The sequence below is a fragment of the Bradyrhizobium sp. UFLA05-108 genome (assembly GCF_059803455.1).
Window position 1 is genome coordinate 98,655 of sequence record NZ_JBANAZ010000025.1, and the last position, 18,368, is coordinate 117,022.

Sequence of the window (18,368 nt, forward strand, 5' to 3'; positions counted from 1 at the left end):
GCAAACCTGCTGCTACGATCCTTGTCGCTCAGCCCGTCGCGGCGCAGCCGTCCCTGCTGCTCCGCACAATGTTTCGACACGCGCCAGGATCACGACGCATATTCGAGAAGTCTAACCCCCTGGGTCGGCGTCTATGCCCGACACCACGCGACGTGGCTTCGACCAGCTTGTTCCGCGCATTGCGGGCACGAGTCAACCTCCGCGTCCCACAGATGAAACCGATTGGGACAGAAGCGCAGATCGATGTCGATAGACAAATGGTCGGTATCCACGAGGTGACGGCCCTAAGAACGCGGCGCACCATTGATGATTTCAATCGATGCATTGGTCTTCTCTATCAAGAAGACGATGCGCGCATCGTTGCGCTCGGTGATTTCGACCTTGTCGCCGGTTTCCCGGATCAGATTTGGAATGTCGATCACCGACAGGGGATCGGTGCAATAGACTTCGAGCTGGTCCCCTGCCCGCAACGGCTTCAGCGCCTTGCGCGTCTTCAAAGCCGGCAACGGGCATTTCAGCCCGGTGAGATCGAGAGTCGTTCTGGTCATGGCAGCACCATGGCGAGGCGGGTCGGGAGCGTCAATGCGCGATGCTCAGATCAGGTCCGCATAGGACAGAAATCCAATGCCCTGTCCGGGCTCGACCTGCGTGATCGCTTCGCCGAGCTCGACCAGCCCATCGGTCTCGACCAACGATGACAACAGCCCGGCGCCCTCGCGTGGAAACTTGATCGCCTCGAGCGCACCATCCTCGGCCTTGCGCAAGGAGACCCGGACATATTCGCGGCGGCCCTCCTTCTTCTTGTAAGTGAACGCCGCGCGCACCGGAATCGGAAGCAACGGCTCCGGCAGGCCCCCGGCGAGCGCCAGCACCGTCGGCCGCACCACGTGGACGAAGGTGACGAAGCTAGCGACGGGATTGCCGGGCAAGCCGATCAGCGGCGTGCCGCCGATGATGCCCATGGCGACCGGTCGGCCCGGCTTGATCGCCATCCGCCACAGCACCAGCGTGCCGATACTCTCGACCGCGGCCTTGACGTGATCCTTCTCGCCGGTCGACACACCGCCGGTGGTGAGGATCAGGTCATGCTGGCCTGCGACCTGCTTCAAACCATCCGCGAGCGAGGCTTTCTCGTCCCGCAAAATGCCGAGATCAGAAACCTCGCAGCCCAGCCGGCGCAGCATCGCCATCAGCATGAAACGGTTGGAGTCGAAGAGTTGCGAGGCCGCGCGCGGCGCGCCGGGCGAGGCCAATTCGTCGCCGGTCGAGAACACCGCGACGCGAATGCACCTGATGACATCGAGCGCGGTCTGGCCGAAGGCGGCGGCGAGCGCGACATGTTGTGGCCGCAAGCGCTGGCCGGCGCGCAAGGCAACGTACCCTTGCGGAATATCCTCGCCGGCGGGCCGGACATTTGCGCCGGGGTTTAGCCCCGGCGGTAGCACGATCTTGCCGCTCTCTTCGACGCGCACGTCCTCCTGCATGAAGACGGTCTCGGCCCCCGGCGGCATCGGCGCGCCCGTGAAGATGCGTGCGGTATGACCGGGCTTGATCGGATGATCGGCGGCACTGCCGGCCGCGATACGGCTGTCGAGCGGAAACGCTTCTTCGTTCGCTTGCGGCAGGTCCGCATTGCGCACGGCATAGCCGTCGACCGCGGAGTTGGTGAAGGGTGGCAGCGGCAGCGGCGCGGCGATGTCGTGCGCGAGCACCCGTCCGTCGGCATCGACCAGCGCCACCGTCTCGATGTCGGCGATCGCATTCACGCGGGCCGCGATCAGGCCGACCGCATCGTCGACCGACATCATCGGCCCACCAAAGGCAAAGCAATCGTCGGATAGTTGCGCCATGATGCCTCGTCAGCGCACGAGCGCGCTCTTCGCCATCGCCTCGTCGGCCGTCATCGCGCAGCGCAAGAGCAGCGCGGCCACGGCCGGGATATCATCGAGATGGACTGTCGGCAGCCTGGTTTCAACCGCAACGTCGGTCGCAATCCCGACAATGCCGGGATCGTCGGGAAACAGTAGCTGCTTGCCGTTGGCAGCGCGGTGCACCTCGATCTTGCGATGCGGCTCGCGCTTGAAACCCTCGACCACGACGAGGTCGACCGCCGACAGCTTTGCGAGCAGTTCCGGCAGCCGCGGCTCGGCTGCCCCCCGCAGCTCATGCATCAGAGCCCAGCGATTTGCCGAGGACACCAGCACCTCGGCCGCACCGGCCTCGCGATGGCGCCAGGAATCCTTGCCGGGCACGTCGACGTCGAAATGATGATGGGCATGCTTGATCACCGAGACGCGCAGCCCTTGCGCGTTGAAATGCGGAATCAGCCGCGTCAACAGCGTGGTCTTGCCCGCTCCGCTCCATCCCGCAAGGCCGATGATTTTCATCACAACGCGATCTCCGCCAGTCGCCTCACGCGGCTGGAACCACCATCTCCGTCATTGCGAGCGGAGGCATTTTCTTCATTCGCTCACATGCTTATATCGGCCTGAGCAGAATGTCATGCTAACGTCGTGCCCATGATGAAGATCGACAAAGCCCCGGTCCCCCTGATCGTCCCGAACCCGGACGATCCGCGCCTGACGCAGAGCGTCGTCGGCGTCGACCAGGCCGGCGCGAGGGTCGAGACCAAGGTGCCGATGGAGCGACCGCTGACGCTCTATCTCAACGCCCAGGAGATCGTCACCATGATGACGATCGGCGATTATCCGGAGTATCTGGCGCTCGGCTATCTCCTTAACCAGAACATGCTGAAATACAGCGACGTCGTCACCGAGGTGGAATATGACGACGACCTCCAGGTCGTCGTGGTGCGCACCTCACATCACACCAATTTCGAAGCGAAGCTGAAGAAGCGCACGCAGACCTCGGGCTGTGCCCAGGGCACCGCGTTCGGCGACCTCCTCGAAGCGGTGGAAAGCGTGGCGCTGCCCAAGGCCGAGCTGCGCACTTCCTGGCTCTATCAGATGACGCAGACCATCAACACCATGCCCTCGCTCTATCTCGAGGCCGGTGCGATCCATGGGTGCGTGCTGTGCAAGGAGGGTACGCCGCTCTGCTACACCGAGGATGTCGGCCGCCACAACGCCGTCGACAAGATCGCGGGCTGGATGTACCGCCACGGCGTCGAGGCCTCCGACAAGATCCTCTACACCACGGGACGGCTCACCTCGGAGATGGTGATCAAGACGGTGCGGATGGGCATCCCTATCCTGGTGTCGCGCTCGGGCTTCACGGCCTGGGGCGTCGATCTTGCCCGCCAGGTCGGGCTGACGCTGATCGGGCGCACGCGCGGCAAGCGCTTCATCGCGCTCGCGGGCAAGGAACGCATCGTCTACGACCAGAACCTCGCTTATGTCGAGGAGGAGTCGGCCAAGCACAAGCGCAAGGGTGAAGGTGGTGACGACTGAGATTCCGCCGACCTTGGGCGTGCTGCTCGCAGGTGGCCTGGCGCGGCGCATGGGCGGCGGCGACAAGCCGATGCGCACCATCAGCGGCCGCACCATCCTGGAGCGCGTGATCGCGCGCCTGAAGCCGCAATGTGACGGGCTGATCCTCAACGCCAATGGCGAGCCCTCGCGCTTTTCAACATTCGGATTGACCGTCGTCGGCGATGACGTACCGGGCTATCCCGGACCGCTCGCCGGCATTCTCGCCGCACTCGATTGGACCGCGGCGAACCGGCCTGGCATCGAATGGGTACTGAGCGCTGCCGGCGACTGCCCGTTCCTGCCGCGCGATCTCGTCGCACGGTTGCAGGCTGCGCGTGCGGCAGAGAATGCACAGCTCGCCGTTGCCGCTTCCGGCGAACAGTCACATCCGGTGATCGGATTGTGGCGCGTCGCTTTGCGCGACGAATTGCGCCAGGCCCTCGTCGTCGAAGATATCAGGAAGATCGACCGCTGGACCGCGCGCTACGCGCTCGCCACCGTGACATGGTCGGTTCAACCGCTCGATCCCTTCTTCAATGCGAACACGATTGAGGATATCGCGGAAGCCGAGCGGCTGGCCGCACTGGACGAGCGCTCAGCTCAATAAAGTTGAGAGCCGCGCAGAGCGCGCTCGCCGAGGCAGAGGAGAGCGAACGCCTGCGCGAGTAAACGGCTCATGCCGCAAGCCGCACCGTCCAGGCGTCGTAACCATAGACCCAGGCCGGATCAGTTCGCTCCTTCAGCCAAATGTTGGCGCGCGAGGTCTCCTGCACTCGCGTGGTCCGTTCTTTGCGGGTCGCCTCGAAGCGGCGAAACGCGTTTGCCACGCCCTCCCGCTCGACGCCATCGAGGCAGCGCGACAGCACGGCGGCATCCTCGATCGCCATCGCCGCGCCCTGCGCCATATAGGGCGTCATCGGATGGCAGGCGTCACCGAGCAGCGTCACCTTGCCGTCCGACCAGCACTCGAGCGCGTCGCGGTCCATGATCGCCCATTTGTGCACGTCAGGACATGCGGCGAGCACCCGCGCGACCTGCGGATGAAAGCCTTCGAATGATGCACGCAAGTCCCGCACGTCGCCCTTCGCCGACCAGGACTCGATGCGAAAGTCCGGCTCCGGCTGGCTGGTGACGAGATAGACCTCGCTGCGGTCCGGTTTGACGTAATAGATGACGATGTGACGATCCTCGCCCCACCATTTGGTGCAGTCGTCGATCTCTTCGCCGCCGAGCAGCGCGGCCGGATAGGTGGTGCGATAGGCGATGCGGCCGGTGAACCTGACCGGCGCGGAGTCGAACAGGATGTCGCGCACGAGCGAATGCACGCCGTCCGCGCCGACCACGGCATCGGCGATGGCGCTTGCGCCGTTGGCGAAGGTGAGCCGGACGCCGTCGCCGGTCTCATCGAGCCCGACGAGCTTGTGATTGAGCCTAACGTATTCCGAGGGAACGACGCTCGCGAGCGCCGCATGCAGATCGCCGCGATGCGCAAGCAGATAGGGCGCGCCAAATCTCTGCTCGGCGCTCTCGCCGAAGATCATGTCGAACTTGACGTCGCCGCTCCGCCAGTCGCGGTTGTTCCAGGAGCGCGGATAGAAGGCGTGATCGCGCATCCGCATCTCGAGCCCGAGTTCGCGCAACACCTTCATCGCATTGCAGCCGACCTGGATGCCGGCGCCAATCCGGGCAAATTGCGACGCCTGCTCGTAGACCATGACGTCGATGCCGACGCGCCGCAGCGCAGCGGCGGTGGCAAATCCGCCCATGCCGGCACCGACGATCGCAACCGAAAGCGGCTTTGCCATCGCGTCCCCACCCCTGTCGTCGCGCGGCTCGATCGCCGCGTGGCTAGGCTTCACGCCGGCCGGAAACCGGCCCGCGCCAGCGCCGCACGACTTTCGTCCGAGGCAAGCGCATGCAGAAAAGCCTGCACCGCCGGGCGCTGCTTGCGCATGCTCACCAGCGCGAAATCATAATGCTCTTCTGCAAGTGGAATGAAACCGAGGCCGGACGCATGGGCGACCGGCGCGATGGTCATGCCCCAGTCGGCGCGACGCTGCGCCACCGCGGCAGCCACCGCATTGTGCGAGCGCGGCTGATTCCAATAGCCTTCCGGCCGCGCGCCAATGAGCAGGCGGTCGATGAGGATGCGCGTGCCAGCGCCCTGGTTGCGATTGACCATGATGCAGGCGGGATCGGCCAGCGCGGCAGCGACAGCGTCCTTTGCGCTCAGGCCTTCAAAGCGCTTGTCGCCCTGACGGAACACGATGCCCTGCATGCGCCGCCAGCCGGGCACCAGCTCGAGCCCGTCGGCAAGATAGGGCGTGTTGTAGGTCTCGGTCTTGTCGTCGAACAGATGGATCGGCGCCAGATCACACTCGCCGCGCCGCGCCGCCGCCAATCCGCCGAGGCTGCCCACCGCAATCGAGCGCACGGAGAGGCCAGCGCGCGCGAGCGGCGCGGTGACGAGATCGAGCCCGGTGCAATGACTGCCGATGATGACGAGATCAGGCACGCGCACATGCGGCGTGAACAGCGTCACCTCGGCCGAGGTGCCGGCCGACATCTGGTCGGCGAGTGCATCGATGCGGAGGAAACCGTCGGCCTGCGCGAAGGAGGTGATCGCGCCGGAGCCTTTTCCGGAGGGGTAAGCGATCAGTCCCTCCTTGCCATCGACCAGCGACACCATCACGAACTCGGTGCGACCGAGCTCGGAGGCGATCCGCACTGGCACCTTCGCACTCACTTTGGCATCCGCACGCGGCGGCAGGCCCGCCATCTGCCGCAGCACCGGCACGATCATATCGTGGAAAGTGAACATCGCGGAGGTCGGAAAGCCCGGCAGGATCACGACCGGCTTGCCGTCGCAGACGGCAAGGCACAGCGGCTTGCCGGGCTTCAGCGCTACACCGTGAGCGATGATGCCGGGCTGGCCGAGGCGTTCAATGATGCGATGGGACACATCGCCCGCGCCTTTCGACGTGCCGCCCGACAGTACCAGCATGTCGGCCTCCGCCAGCGCCTTGCGCATCGCGGCCTCGAGCCTGGCCTCGTCATCCGGAATGGCGCCGACGAAATGCGCCGCGCCGCCGTTCTCGTCGATCGCCGCCGCGACGATCGCGCCATTGGTGTCGTAGATCGCTGCGGGTGCGAGCGGCTCGCCGGGCTGTACCAGCTCGTCGCCGGTCGATACGACCGCAACCCGCGGCTTGCGGACGACCTTGACCTCGGCGATGCCGCAGGCGGCCAACATGCCGATCTCGCGCGAGCCGATGATCGTGCCACTGCGCAGCAGAGCTTCGCCGCGCGCGATGTCCGAGCCGGCATAGGACACGAACTGGCCCGGCGAAGCTGCGCGGCGGACCTCGATCGCGCCCGTCCCTGCCGGCTGGGTATGCTCGACCATGACCACCGCATCGGCGCCACGCGGCAGCGGCCCGCCGGTTGCAATTGCCGTCGCCGTGCCGGAGGCGACCTGAAGGGCTGGCGCGGTACCGCAGGCGATGATCTCGCCATTCAGGACAAGAGGCAGGGGCGCGGCCTCGCTCGCAGCGGCGAGGTCTGCGGAGCGGACGGCAAACCCGTCGACGTTGGAGCGGTCGAAGGGCGGCACGTCGATCGGCGCAAAGACGTCTTCGGCGAGCGCACTTCCAAGCGCAGCCGCAAGCGTGCGCACCTCGCTCGGCAGCGCGCGGGGGAACAACGCGGCTTCAAACCGCGCCAGCGCCTCCTCGCGGGAGAGGATCTTGAGGAACTGCTCCTGGTCGACCGAACGGCGGTCGGTCGGTTGCGGAATCTTGTTCATGCCGGAACCCATATCATTCCCGCATCAGATAGGCACCGACCGGCGCGCCCGCCGCAAAGCCTTCACTGTTGCCGGGAACGAGCAGCCATGCATCAGCGCGGGCGATCGCCTGCAAGGACAACTCACCGATCGCAAGCGGCAGCCAGGCACCTTGTTCCTCGCCCAGCAACGCGATCTCTGCCATCCCGACGCTCGATGCAATCTTGCGGGCGAGCGGCAAGGTGGCGGATTTGCGCGAGGCCCGCACCGACAGATGATCCAGCGCCGGACGAACCAGCGCGAGCCATATCGCAAATGCCTGATCCGGCGAGCCCGGCAGCGCGACGACCGGAACTGATTTCAGCTTTCCGATCGCCGCCGTTCGTCCCGGCTGCATCGCAATGCCGTGGGCCAGGACCTCGCCGCAATCGGCTAGCGCGGTGACGGCAGCATCCTTGCGGCCGACGCCGGTGCCCCCGACGGTCAGCAACAGATCGCAGGCCGCGAGGTCGAGAGCGTTCGCAATCGACGCCGCATCACGGCCAATTGCGTCTGCCACCGTCACTTCGGCACCCGCGGCTCGCGCCAAGTCCACAACAAGCTGCGCAGCGGTCTTGCCACCAGGCGTGTTGACCACGTGCAGCCGCGGACGTCGCACGCTCAACGTCTCCAGTGCTGCCGCTCGCGCCAGCAGCAGATCGCCGGTGCGAACAGGCATGCCCTCCGCGACGATCGAGCTGCCGGCGGCGATGTCGCTGCCCGCGCGCCGCACGCCCTGCCCCGGCAAGCCTTCCGCGAGCACCTGGCCGATCGGCCCCACAGTGTCGAGCGCGTCGGCATCGAGCACGCAGTCGCATCCCTCGGGCATCGTGTCGCCGGCCCCGACCCAAATCGAAGGCGCGGTCAAAGGCAGCGGCGAGTACGAGGACGCGCCGACGAGATCGCTGGCGCGCAACGCCCAGCCGTCCGTGGCAGCGAGATCATGAGGCGGATGGGTACCGAGCGACGGCATTCCGGCCGCGACGCAGCCGAGCACCTCGGCGAGCGGCAAATCGACCGGCGCCACCGGCTCAACGCCGTGCAGCAGCGCAGCGAGGGCGAAATCGAGCGGTGTAAGCGACGGCGGCAGGCGCTGGGTCATCCCTCACGTGGACCACGCAGCGCTCGGTTTGGCAACTCGCCTATTCCGGCTACTTGCTAGTCGGGTTTCCTGGCGGCATCCGGAAAGAACAGTTGCTGCCCGTCGATCTTGTAGCCGGCGATTGCGGCCTGGCCGTCCGGCGAGATCAGCCAGTCGATGAAGGTCTGCCCTAGCTCTTTTTTCACCGACGGATACTTCTCCGGATTCACCAGCATCACGCCATATTGGTTGAACAGCCGCTTGTCGCCCTCGACGACAATGTCGAGGTCGCCGCGGTTCTTGAACGCAATCCAGGTGCCGCGATCGGAGAGCACATAGGCATTCATCGCACTCGCGGTGTTGAGCGCCGCGCCCATACCCTGCCCGATCTCGCGATACCAGGCACCCTTGGTGCTCGCGACATCGATGCCCGCGATGATCCAAAGCGCAAGCTCGGCGGCATGGGTACCGGAGCGGTCGCCGCGCGAGACGAACGGCGCGCCCTTCGCCTCGATCGCCTTCAGCGCGGTCGCGATGTCCTTGCCCTTGACGCCGGCGGGATCGCTCTTCGGCCCGATCAGCACGAAGTCGTTGTACATCACGTCAAAACGCTTCACGCCAAATCCGTCGGCGACGAACCTCTCCTCCTGCGGCTTTGCATGCACGAATACGACATCGGCATCGCCGCGGCGTGCGGTGTCGAGCGCCTGCCCGGTGCCTTGCGCGATCACCTTCACGTCGATGCCGGTCTTGGCCTTGAAGATCGGCAGGAGGTAGCCGAACAGGCCGGAGTCCTGCGTCGAAGTCGTCGAGGCCACGACGATCGAGCGATCCTCGGCCAACGAAGTCGAACCGACCAGGGCGATGCCCAGCAGCATCGCGAGCGCAAGGAACGGGCGGCGAGATGCCATCGGAAAACTCCACTTCAAATCACGAGATCGCCGCGCAGGAAGGCCTGCGCTTCCGGCGTCGACGGATGGTCCAGGAATTCGCTCGCCCGCGCGCGCTCGCACAGCGTCCCGCGGGCTAGGAAGACCACCTCGCCCGCAAGCCGCCGCACCTGGCCGAGATCGTGCGAGGCCATCACGATCTTGATGCCGGATTGCGCCGCGCTCGTGACGATCTCTTCCACCGCGCGCGTCGCGGCGGGATCGAGATTGGCAGTCGGCTCGTCCAGCAGCAGAAGCTCGGGGTCGCGCGCGAGCGCCCGAGCCAGCGCGAGCCGCTGCTGCTCGCCGCCGGAGAGGAGCCGTGCCGGACGGTGCGCGAGCTCGGCAAGGCCAACCCGCTCCAGCAGCGCCGCCGCGCGCATCGTCCGGCGCGCGTGAGGCGCGCCGGCCTGCGCCAGGGCGTAGGTGACGTTGGCCGCCGCCGTGCGCCGCAACATCACGGGGCGCTGGAACACGAAGGCGCGGCGCGTCGGCGCCGGAGCGCTGCGGCCACCCCAACTGATGCGGCCACCCGTCGGCGCCACAAGTCCCATGCACAGCCGCAGAAGGCTGGTCTTGCCGGAGCCGTTGGGGCCGATCAGCAGCGTCGGCGCACCCGGCGTGATCGTGAGGCTGATGCGATCGAGGATCGCCGACGCGCCTCTCTGTAGTGAGACGTCCTCGAGCACCACAGGAAGATCGCTGATCGGCCCGTGCATGGTCACCCTGTCACCCGTTGTGACCACACGCGCGTACCCCAGGCCGCCGCGTTGATGGCGAGCACGATGAGGACCAGCAACGCACCGAGGCCCATGGCCAGCGGCAGATTGCCCTTGGATGTCTCGAGCGCCACGGTGGTGGTCATGGTGCGGGTAAAGCCGTCGATGTTGCCACCGACGATCATGACCGCGCCGACCTCCGCCGCAGCGCGGCCGAAGCCGGCCAGCAGCGCCGTGAGCAGGCTGAAGCGCGCGTCCCACAACAGCGTCTTCATGCGGCCGACCGCGCCGACATTCATGGCGCGGAGTTCATCGCGATACTCGATCCAGAGGTCTTCCACCGTCTGCCGGGTCAGCGCGGCGATGATCGGTACGATCAGCACGGTCTGCGCGATCACCATCGCCGTCGGCGTAAAGAGGATGCCGAGATCGCCGAGCGGTCCCGCGCGCGACAGCAGCAGATAGAGGGCAAGCCCGACCACGACCGGCGGCAGGCCCATCATGGCGTTGAGCAGCACGACCAGCACCGCGCGCCCCGGGAAGTGGGTCAGCGCCAGCAACGCGCCGAGCGGCATACCGATTGCTGACGCCAGGGCGACCGCCGCAAGGCTCACACCAAGTGAAAGCCGTACGATCGCCAGCAGCACAGGGTCGCCGCTGAGGATGAGTTGCAAAGCACTGAGATGATCGGGCATGGTTCCCATAGTATGACATTGAACTGCAAAAATTCCGGTCTGCGTCAAATGCCAAAAAGTAAACAAAGATATGCATAGGAATGCATAATGGAATTTCTGACGACGAGTGAGGCGGCGGACTACCTCCGCCTAGGGGAGCGCAAGCTCTATGAACTCGTTACCAGCGGGGCGATCCCCTGTAGCAAGGTTACGGGGAAGTGGTTGTTCCCGCGCCATGAACTCGATTTATGGGTGCTATCGGGCCTGGCGCGTCCGGCCGGCATGCTGGCCACCGAGGCGGCCCCGATCGTCGGCGGCAGTCAGGACAGCCTGCTGGAATGGAGCCTGCGGGAATCCGGCTCCGGGCTCGCTTCGCTCAACGAAGGCACGGCACGCGGGCTGGAACGGTTGCAGCGCGACGAGGTGATGGCGGCGGCGCTGCATTTTCACAGCCTCGACAGCTCGAATTATCTCGCCAACGACGCCAATGCCGCGGCCCTGCGCACTGCGCCGGACCTACATGATGCGGTGCTGGTCGGCCTGGTGCGCCGCGAGCAGGGGCTCCTGGTGCCGCCGGGCAACCCGAAGGGGTTGCGCAGCCTGCCGGACGTGCTCGCGCTCGGGGCCAGGATGGCGCTGCGACAAGAGGGCGCAGGCGCGCAGATGCTGCTCGACGTGCTGCTCAAGCGCGCCGGCGCCTCGTTTCGGGATCTGCGCCGGCTGGATGCGCCGAGCCTCACCGGGCCCGACCTCGCCGCCACGATCCGCGCCGGCCATGCCGATTGCGGCGTCGCAACGCGCGGGGCGGCCAAGTCGGCCGGACTCGATTTCGTCCCGCTGCTCTGGGAAAACTTTGATCTCGCGATGCGGCAGCGCAGCTATTTCCGTCCGCCGATGCAGGCGCTGATCCGGTTCCTCAACGAAAAGAAGCTGCGCCAGCATGCTGAGGAGTTGACCGGCTACGATCCCTCACCTGCCGGTCAGATCCGCTTCGCCGCCTGACCAGCGTTGACGCCCAGCCCAAAATAGTTGCAAAAGAAACCAATTAGCCGGGCCATACCCGGCCACGATCAAGGAAACAGCGGCCAACGAGCCGCGTGAGGGGAGGGATAGCGTGACTCCAGGCAGAACCGGACTGTCCGTCGTGGCCGCGATCGCAGCCGCGACGCTGCTGTCGGGCGCGGCTTTCGCGCAGGTGTCCGACGACGTCGTCAAGATCGGCGTGCTCACCGACATGAACGGCCCGGCCTCGACGCCGACCGGCCAGGGCTCGGTGACGGCGGCGCAGATGGCGATCGACGATTTCGGCGGCACCGTGCTCGGCAAGCCGATCAGCGTGGTGGTCGGCGACCACCAGCTCAAGCCCGATATCGGCGCGGCACTGGCACGGCGCTGGTACGACGTCGATCAGGTCGACCTCATCGTCGACGTTCCGGTGTCGGCGGTGGGATTGGCGGTGCAGAACATCGCCAACGAGAAGAAGAAGCTGTTCATCACCCATTCGACCGGCACGGCCGACTTCCACGGCAAGTTCTGCTCGCCCTATGCGATCCAGTGGGTGTTCGACACCCGCGCGCTCGCGGTCGGCACCGCGCAGGCGGTGGTCAAGCGCGGCGGCGACAGCTGGTTCTTCATCACCGACGACTATGCCTTCGGCCATTCGCTGGAGCGCGATGCGTCCGCGGTCGTGACCGCCAATGGCGGCAAGGTTTTGGGTTCGGTGCGGCCGCCCCTGGCAACGCCCGACCTGTCCTCCTTCGTGCTCCAGGCGCAGGCCTCGAAGGCGAAGATCATCGGGATCGCCGCCGGCCCCCCGAACAACATGAACGAGATCAAGACCGGCGCCGAGTTCGGCGTGTTCAAGGGCGGCCAGCAGATGGCGGCGCTGCTCGCGCTGATCACCGACATCCACGGCCTCGGCCTTCAGGCCGCGCAAGGCCTGCTGCTGACGACCTCGTTCTATTGGGACATGGACGACAAGACCCGCGAATGGGCAAAGCGCTATTTCGCCAAGATGAACCGGATGCCGACGATGTGGCAGGCCGGAGTCTATTCGTCCGTGATGCACTATCTCAACGCCATCAAGGAGACCGGCACCGACGATCCGCTCAAGGTCGCAGCGAAGATGCGGGAAAAGCCGATCGAGGATTTCTTCGCCCGCAACGGCCGCTTACGCGATGACAATCTGATGGTGCACGACCTCTGGCTGGTGCAGGTCAAGTCGCCGGAGGAAAGCAAATATCCCTGGGACTATTACAAGATCCTCGCGACGATTTCCGGCGACCAGGCATTCGGCCCGCCGGATCCGGCGTGTGCGATGGTGAAGAAGTGACGCTCGCGTTGAGCAACCGTCACTTCACTACGCCGATCTCGCGGAAATATTTCATCACGCCCGGATGAATCAATTCCGGCCTCGGTGCGGCCGCGACGGTGTTCGCAGCCGTCGTCTCGCAGGCCTGCGCGAGCTTCTTGCAGAACACGGCCTCGACGCCGTGCAGCGTTTTCGCCAGGCGATACGCAACGTCGTCGGGCAGGTCCTCGCGCGTCAGCACGAAGCTCCAGGAGCCGAGCGAGGCGATTGCCTCGGTCTGCTTCGGATAGGAACCGGCCGGCACCGTCAGCGGCTTGAGGAAGGAATGTTTTGCGCGGATGCGCGCGATCTCGTCGGCGTCAGGCGCAATGAAGCGCGCACCCGATGCGCTTGATGCGACCGCGGCAAAGCCGGGCCAACCGATGCCGGCGCCCCAGAGCGCAGCGACCCGACCGTCTTCCACCATCGCAGGGCCGTCGCCGGCGCGGTCGAGATAGATCGCCTTGAAGTCCTCGTCCTGCTTGAGGCCGAGACCGTCGAGCACGTAGCGCGAAAGGATCGGCAGGCCCGAGCCCTTCGCGCCGAACGCAACGGGCTGGCCGACGAGATCGCGGATCGTCTTGTAGGGGCTATCCGCTCGCACCACGAACATGCCGGGATTGGAATAGATCGCCGTGAGAATTTTCAGCGCTACCTTCGCGCGGCCGATGCCGGCGAAGGCCTCATAGGCCGGCTCGCCCGCGACCAAAGCGAGGTCGAGCTCGCCCTTCTCGAGCAGCGGAATGTTCTCGTTGCTACCCTTGGTGTTGCGCGGCGCGATCGCGAGCGTGGGATCGGCCGCGTTCATCACGTCGGCGAAGGCGTTGCCATAGAGCGGAAAGCCGCCGCCGGGCGTGGCAGTGCCGAGGCTGATTGTCATTTTCGAAATGGCCTTGTCTCCGTTCTCTTGGCTTTGAGCCGAGGCTGCGCCTGCAAACAGCAACACGCCCAGCATGATCAGCGAACAAAGTTTCATGAGGGCTCCTCGACCTGCTGCGTCAACACTAGACTTGTGACGATGTAGGCAGCCGCACGATTTTATGGAAGCATGGCCGCAACGACAATAAAACAACGGGAGGCGTCATGTTGGGAATTTTGCGTCGCGGTCTTTTCGGTCTTGCCCTTCTTTCCAGCCTCGCCGGCGTTGCAGCCCCCGCCTCCGCCGCCGACTATCCGAACCGCCCGGTGCACTGGCTGATCGGCTTTGCCGCGGGCGGCCCCGTGGACATCGTGGCGCGGATCATGGCGCAGTGGCTGTCGGATCGCTTCGGCCAGCAGTTCATCGTCGAGAACCGCACCGGAAGCGGCGGCAACATCGCGGCCGCCGCGGCGATCAACTCTGCGCCCGACGGCTATACGCTGCTGTTCGTCGCGCCCAACAACGCGATCTCGACCTCGCTGTACAAGAAGCTGCCGTTCGACTTCCTGCGCGACACGACGCCGGTCGCGAGCATCATGCAGCTCACCAACATGCTGGTCGTCTCCAACGCGATGCCGGTGAAGACCGTCCAGGAGTTCATCGACTACTGCAAGGCCAATCCCGGCCAGATCTCCTATGCGTCCTCCGGCAACGGCACGTCCGTGCACATGTCGGCGGAGCTGTTCAAGGCGATGACCAAATGCGACATGGTGCACGTGCCCTATCGGGGATCCGCGATCGCCTTCCCCGACATCATCTCCAACAAGGTGCAGCTGATCTTCGACAACCTGCCCTCCGCGCTGGAGCAGGCACGCGGCGGCAATGTGCGCGCGCTCGGCGTCACCTCACCAAAGCGCTGGCCGAGCGTGCCCGACGTTCCCGCAATCGCGGAGACGGTGCCGGGCTTCGAATCGGTCGGCTTCTACGGCATCTCGGCGCCCAAGGGCACGCCATCGGAGATCGTCGATCTCCTCAACAAGGCCGTCGGCGAAGCGTTGAAGGACCCCAAGCTGGTGGCGCGGCTGGCCGAGACCGGCGGCATCCCGATGCCCATGACGCCGGCCGAGTTCGGCAAGCTGGTCACCGACGAGACCGAGAAATGGCGCAAGGTGGTCGAGTTTGCCGGGGTGTCGGTGGACTAGCGGGCGGAAATTGCGGCTCCGCGGCGAGGCTCGGCTACCGTCGAAACCCGCGCCTGTCTTGCGCCAATCAAAATGTCGAAAACAACCCCATGCAAAGTAGCCAAGGGGGCCAGCACGGCCGCCTGCGTCTTTTCCGAAACCAATTGACACGTCGGGCAAATCACCGGCACAAATTGGATTATCGGGCCCGTCCCCCGCAGACTGCCCAATCCACACCGCGGCGGCGCGAGCGGGGCCGGCATTGCACCCTTGGCTCAAGCCTTGTAAACGAACCGCGCACCGTTGCCGGCCGCGTCCCGCGGCCGTTCGCGGCGGGGCCTGTAGCTCAATGGTTAGAGCCGGCCGCTCATAACGGTCTGGTTGCAGGTTCGAGTCCTGCCGGGCCCACTAGCAAATCAAACACTTAGCGGATTTTCATTTCACAGGCAGTTGGCCATCGCACCAGAAGCGCCCCGCCTCATTGTGCCGAGCAGCGTCACCAGCCTGGTTCGCGTCCAGCCTTCGCCTTGCTCCATGGCAAGACATTGCAAAGCAGCGCGCGCGAGCGGCGACTGCACTCTTGCGCGTGGAGTGCGCCGTAGGTTGAACAAGTCGTTCTAGGCGAACGGCATGTCGATGAGCCGAAGCTGGATCGCCTTCGCTATCGCGTGCGGCCTGTTCGATGCGTTGAGGTGCAGGATCGCACGCTTCATGTGCGAACGTACCGTCTCGCAGGACAAGCCGAGGATCAGGGCGATGTCGTCCGAGGTCTTCCCTTGCGCGGCGAGGGACAGGCACTCCTTCTCGCGCGCGCTGAGCCAAGTCTTGGGATCGGCGGCTTGGTTCCACAACCATCGCCGAAGAGCGGTGTTCTGGAATTGATGACACAAAGCGAACAGCGCATTGACGACCGTCGGTGAAGTACCGGTCTCGTATTTGGTCGCGCTTTCCGAAATCGCGCTGACGAACGCAAATGATCCGTTCGGCATGTGCATCGGCACCGTGATGCCGTAGTGCAGGCTCTTGTCGTTCAGGTGGTCCACGCACGCCCGCTCGCCAGCGCTCAGGCGCTCGTGGGCTTGAACGTCGACCCACCTCAGGGGCAAGGTCGTCGTGAAGCAAAACCGGTAGTAGGGGTCGCAAAGGTGGCTCCAGTGCCGGTCCCATCGATTTGGAAAGGCTCGCGTCTTCACGACGGGTGACGCGAAGGTGCCGTCTTTCGCTCTGGGCGTGCTGGCCATGCCATAGGCGAAGGAGGAAAAACCAAGGCCCGACAGAGTTTGGTGCAACGCATCCAAGGCGGACTCGAGGTCACCCGCTTGTTCGAGGTCGGCCGCGAAGCGTCCCATCAGAGCTTCGCGGTCGGCGGTGGGAAATGTGTGAGCTGCTGGGAGAGACATCAAGGTCCATCTCTCATCATGGCCCATAATGGTCCTCCTGCGGCCCGCAGGTGTCAAGCCACGCTAGGCGGCCAGTTTCGGTCGCCGACGCTGCCAGGGGTGCGTCGCGCCTTCGAACGCGGACGCGATGCGGAACACCCTCAGGTCGTCATAGGCTGGACCGACAATCTGCATCCCGGTGGGCACACGTGTTTCAGCATCGAAACCGGTGGGCACCGACATCACGGGAAGGGTCCCGACCAGATTGAAGGGATACGTCATGAACCAGCCGATAAAGGGGTTCACCGACTTCCCGTTGATAGTGAGCGGCTCTTCGCTGCTTCGCCCTGCGACGATCTTCGTCGTTGCCGTCGTCGGGCAGATCAGCGCGTCGTGGGTCTCGAAGATCTTCGTCATCGATGCGTACATCTTCTGCCGCACGGTATTCAGGTTGTAGAACTTCGTGACGTCGAGCTTCTTGCCCTCTTCGAGAATCCTGATGACGTACGGGTCCACGTCGTTGCTGGACTTGGTCAGAAGACTGCCCGCCAGCGCGTAGAACACGCCTTGCCACCGGGTGTTCCATGTCTCTTCGATTTCCTTGGTCCAGCCGATGTCGACTTCATCGACCACGGCGCCGAGCGAACGCAAAACCGACACGGCATTGCGTGTGTTCTTCTCGACCTCGGGATCGACCGCGAAATAGCCCAGGTCCATCGACAGCGCGATCTTCATGCCGGCGATGCCGTCGAAGGTCGGCGGAATGACCACCTTGTCCCGCAGGGACGACATGTCGGCCGGATGCTGGCCGGACGTGACGTTCTGCATCAGAGCGCAATCGCCGACGCTGCGGGCCAGTTCGCCATAGTGGATCAGCCATTCATTCGGGTGCTCGCGGTCGTCGGGGTTGCGTCCCCATGGCGGCTTGTAGCCGAACACGCCGTTCATCGCAGCCGGGATGCGAATAGACCCGCCACCATCCGTGCCGTCCGACAAGGTCGTGTAGCCGGCGGCCAGGGCCGCGCCGCCTCCGCCCGTCGAGCCGCCAGGGGTATAGGCAGGATTCCACGGGTTGTGCGTGACGCCCCAAAGCAAGGATGCCGTCACACCTGAATGCGCGAACTCCGGTGTCGTCGTGCGGCAGTGCAAGATCGCCCCGGCGTCGAGAAGGCGCTCCACAGTCGGCGCGGATTGGTCCGGAACGAAATCCTTGTAGAGCCGCGAGCCGTAGGTGGTGATCTTGCCCTTGACAGAGTGATAGTCCTTGATGGCAAGCGTGATGCCTTCCAGCGGGCGGACCGGTTCACCGCGCCCGTACTTGCGCTCCGCAATCCGTGCCTGCTCCAGCGCCTCGTCGAAATAGGTGTACGTCGTTGCCTTGAGCGTCGGCTCCCACGCTTCGACCTGTTTGATCTGCTCCCGCAACAGTTCGACCGGCGATAGCGTCTTGGCCTTGAATCTCGCGAGCACCTCACCGGCCGTCAGGTAGGCAATGTCGTCGACATCGACCTTTTCGGACGGCCCAGCGACGGCCGCGCTCGACGCTGCCGGCAGGACCGCCCCGGCGACGCCTGCGAGGGCGATGCCCAGGAGACGGCGGCGCTCCAGGTTCGGCTGGCCTTCAAAACTCTCGTAGGGGGCTTGGCTCATGATGTCTCGTCTCCCGTTGGTGGAGCTGGTGAGCGATCGGACAGCTTGCGCCAATTCGACGCCGCGCGATTCCAAGTCGCAATTCCCCGAAAGGGTGAATCCAGATGAGAACGAGACGGAAATAGTGCTGCGCCGTCACAGAAAGCATCGAAGCTGCGTTACGCGGGCGGGGATTTGGGGTTGCAAGGTTCTCTGCTCCAGGTCGAAATATCCGAGATCATAGTGCATGAAGCTGACGAGCCAAATGCCCTCGTCGACTTCCCTGATTCCGAGCTTTTGGCCGGCCAGCGCG

At 65.0% G+C, this 18,368-nt stretch carries 17 protein-coding genes and 1 tRNA gene; 6 read left to right on the forward strand and 12 right to left on the reverse strand.

The annotated features are described in order from the left end of the window. Positions 1–284: 284 nt before the first annotated feature. The 3 genes from SO140_RS19805 to mobB are packed head-to-tail and all read right to left on the reverse strand — an operon-like array spanning position 285 to position 2,387. On the reverse strand, positions 285–548 hold the full coding sequence (locus SO140_RS19805) for a sulfurtransferase TusA family protein (protein ID WP_449380046.1): 264 nt from the start codon (positions 546–548) through the stop codon (positions 285–287). 45 nt (positions 549–593) lie between these two features. Next, the gene (locus SO140_RS19810) at positions 594–1,850 is read right to left on the reverse strand and encodes a molybdopterin molybdotransferase MoeA (protein ID WP_498542957.1); all 1,257 of its coding nucleotides are present in this window, start codon (positions 1,848–1,850) and stop codon (positions 594–596) included. Between the two features lie 9 nt (positions 1,851–1,859). Next, positions 1,860–2,387, reverse strand: coding sequence for a molybdopterin-guanine dinucleotide biosynthesis protein B (mobB, locus tag SO140_RS19815; RefSeq protein ID WP_449380044.1), 528 nt, complete (start codon positions 2,385–2,387; stop codon positions 1,860–1,862). Between the two features lie 132 nt (positions 2,388–2,519). Here mobB and fdhD point away from each other — a divergent pair, with 132 nt between their 5' ends. Further along, entirely contained in the window at positions 2,520–3,410 is an 891-nt protein-coding gene (gene fdhD, locus SO140_RS19820) for a formate dehydrogenase accessory sulfurtransferase FdhD (protein ID WP_474802300.1), read from the forward strand. Continuing rightward, positions 3,355–4,038: a molybdenum cofactor guanylyltransferase MobA gene (mobA, locus tag SO140_RS19825; protein ID WP_474802298.1), complete on the forward strand. Its 684-nt coding sequence runs from the start codon at positions 3,355–3,357 to the stop codon at positions 4,036–4,038. The genes fdhD and mobA overlap by 56 nt, the downstream gene beginning before the upstream one ends. 67 nt (positions 4,039–4,105) lie before the next feature. Here mobA and SO140_RS19830 read toward each other — a convergent pair whose 3' ends face one another. From SO140_RS19830 to SO140_RS19855, 6 genes are read right to left on the reverse strand one after another with little or no spacing between them, the layout of a single operon-like run. After that, complete coding sequence (locus SO140_RS19830; RefSeq protein WP_449380041.1) at positions 4,106–5,236, reverse strand: FAD-dependent monooxygenase; 1,131 nt, start codon at positions 5,234–5,236, stop codon at positions 4,106–4,108. Positions 5,237–5,286: 50 nt separating this feature from the next. Continuing rightward, positions 5,287–7,236 (reverse strand): molybdopterin biosynthesis protein, encoded by a 1,950-nt coding sequence (locus tag SO140_RS19835; RefSeq protein WP_498540209.1) that lies wholly within the window; start codon positions 7,234–7,236, stop codon positions 5,287–5,289. Between the two features lie 13 nt (positions 7,237–7,249). Then, positions 7,250–8,356, reverse strand: coding sequence for a molybdopterin-binding protein (locus SO140_RS19840; protein WP_498540210.1), 1,107 nt, complete (start codon positions 8,354–8,356; stop codon positions 7,250–7,252). 56 nt (positions 8,357–8,412) lie between these two features. Beyond that, entirely contained in the window at positions 8,413–9,246 is an 834-nt protein-coding gene (locus tag SO140_RS19845; protein WP_449380038.1) for an ABC transporter substrate-binding protein, read from the reverse strand. A 14-nt stretch (positions 9,247–9,260) separates the two neighbouring features. Then, positions 9,261–9,983: an ATP-binding cassette domain-containing protein gene (locus tag SO140_RS19850; RefSeq protein WP_449380037.1), complete on the reverse strand. Its 723-nt coding sequence runs from the start codon at positions 9,981–9,983 to the stop codon at positions 9,261–9,263. Between the two features lie 2 nt (positions 9,984–9,985). Further along, a complete protein-coding gene (locus tag SO140_RS19855) occupies positions 9,986–10,678 on the reverse strand; it encodes an ABC transporter permease (RefSeq protein WP_474802291.1) in 693 nt (230 codons plus the stop codon). Positions 10,679–10,765: 87 nt separating this feature from the next. Here SO140_RS19855 and SO140_RS19860 point away from each other — a divergent pair, with 87 nt between their 5' ends. Together SO140_RS19860 and SO140_RS19865 are read left to right on the forward strand one after the other, a co-directional pair. Beyond that, entirely contained in the window at positions 10,766–11,659 is an 894-nt protein-coding gene (locus SO140_RS19860) for a substrate-binding domain-containing protein (protein WP_498542958.1), read from the forward strand. 112 nt (positions 11,660–11,771) lie between these two features. Next, positions 11,772–12,989, forward strand: a complete 1,218-nt coding sequence (locus SO140_RS19865) for an ABC transporter substrate-binding protein (RefSeq protein ID WP_449380034.1) — start codon at positions 11,772–11,774, stop codon at positions 12,987–12,989. Positions 12,990–13,008: 19 nt separating this feature from the next. Here the strand turns inward: SO140_RS19865 and SO140_RS19870 are convergent, their stop codons facing one another. After that, positions 13,009–13,983 carry a TAXI family TRAP transporter solute-binding subunit gene (locus SO140_RS19870; protein ID WP_449380033.1) on the reverse strand — a complete coding sequence of 325 codons (975 nt, stop codon included), beginning with the start codon at positions 13,981–13,983 and terminating at the stop codon, positions 13,009–13,011. A 107-nt stretch (positions 13,984–14,090) separates the two neighbouring features. On the opposite strand from SO140_RS19870, the gene SO140_RS19875 reads away from it, so the two are divergent. Further along, positions 14,091–15,068 carry a Bug family tripartite tricarboxylate transporter substrate binding protein gene (locus SO140_RS19875; protein ID WP_474802287.1) on the forward strand — a complete coding sequence of 326 codons (978 nt, stop codon included), beginning with the start codon at positions 14,091–14,093 and terminating at the stop codon, positions 15,066–15,068. A gap of 314 nt (positions 15,069–15,382) precedes the next feature. Further along, a tRNA-Ile gene (locus tag SO140_RS19880) sits at positions 15,383–15,455 on the forward strand. A gap of 209 nt (positions 15,456–15,664) precedes the next feature. Here SO140_RS19880 and SO140_RS19885 read toward each other — a convergent pair. Further along, positions 15,665–16,396: a helix-turn-helix transcriptional regulator gene (locus tag SO140_RS19885; RefSeq protein WP_474802285.1), complete on the reverse strand. Its 732-nt coding sequence runs from the start codon at positions 16,394–16,396 to the stop codon at positions 15,665–15,667. 114 nt (positions 16,397–16,510) lie between these two features. Beyond that, positions 16,511–18,076, reverse strand: a complete 1,566-nt coding sequence (locus SO140_RS19890) for an amidase (protein WP_474802283.1) — start codon at positions 18,074–18,076, stop codon at positions 16,511–16,513. Positions 18,077–18,368 lie beyond the last annotated feature (292 nt).

What these genes read in the sequence shown, in the direction of transcription:
- SO140_RS19885 (WP_474802285.1), bottom strand. Translation starts at nt 16,396, where the DNA reads ATGGGACGCTTCGCGGCCGACCTCGAACAAGCGGGTGACCTCGAGTCC.
- SO140_RS19850 (WP_449380037.1), bottom strand. Translation starts at nt 9,983, where the DNA reads ATGCACGGGCCGATCAGCGATCTTCCTGTGGTGCTCGAGGACGTCTCA.
- SO140_RS19845 (WP_449380038.1), bottom strand. Translation starts at nt 9,246, where the DNA reads ATGGCATCTCGCCGCCCGTTCCTTGCGCTCGCGATGCTGCTGGGCATC.
- SO140_RS19855 (WP_474802291.1), bottom strand. Translation starts at nt 10,678, where the DNA reads ATGCCCGATCATCTCAGTGCTTTGCAACTCATCCTCAGCGGCGACCCT.
- SO140_RS19860 (WP_498542958.1), top strand. Translation starts at nt 10,766, where the DNA reads ATGGAATTTCTGACGACGAGTGAGGCGGCGGACTACCTCCGCCTAGGG.
- mobB (WP_449380044.1), bottom strand. Translation starts at nt 2,387, where the DNA reads ATGAAAATCATCGGCCTTGCGGGATGGAGCGGAGCGGGCAAGACCACG.
- SO140_RS19835 (WP_498540209.1), bottom strand. Translation starts at nt 7,236, where the DNA reads ATGAACAAGATTCCGCAACCGACCGACCGCCGTTCGGTCGACCAGGAG.
- SO140_RS19840 (WP_498540210.1), bottom strand. Translation starts at nt 8,356, where the DNA reads ATGACCCAGCGCCTGCCGCCGTCGCTTACACCGCTCGATTTCGCCCTC.
- SO140_RS19890 (WP_474802283.1), bottom strand. Translation starts at nt 18,076, where the DNA reads ATGAGCCAAGCCCCCTACGAGAGTTTTGAAGGCCAGCCGAACCTGGAG.
- fdhD (WP_474802300.1), top strand. Translation starts at nt 2,520, where the DNA reads ATGATGAAGATCGACAAAGCCCCGGTCCCCCTGATCGTCCCGAACCCG.
- SO140_RS19870 (WP_449380033.1), bottom strand. Translation starts at nt 13,983, where the DNA reads ATGAAACTTTGTTCGCTGATCATGCTGGGCGTGTTGCTGTTTGCAGGC.
- SO140_RS19875 (WP_474802287.1), top strand. Translation starts at nt 14,091, where the DNA reads ATGTTGGGAATTTTGCGTCGCGGTCTTTTCGGTCTTGCCCTTCTTTCC.
- SO140_RS19810 (WP_498542957.1), bottom strand. Translation starts at nt 1,850, where the DNA reads ATGGCGCAACTATCCGACGATTGCTTTGCCTTTGGTGGGCCGATGATG.
- mobA (WP_474802298.1), top strand. Translation starts at nt 3,355, where the DNA reads ATGTCGAGGAGGAGTCGGCCAAGCACAAGCGCAAGGGTGAAGGTGGTG.
- SO140_RS19830 (WP_449380041.1), bottom strand. Translation starts at nt 5,236, where the DNA reads ATGGCAAAGCCGCTTTCGGTTGCGATCGTCGGTGCCGGCATGGGCGGA.
- SO140_RS19805 (WP_449380046.1), bottom strand. Translation starts at nt 548, where the DNA reads ATGACCAGAACGACTCTCGATCTCACCGGGCTGAAATGCCCGTTGCCG.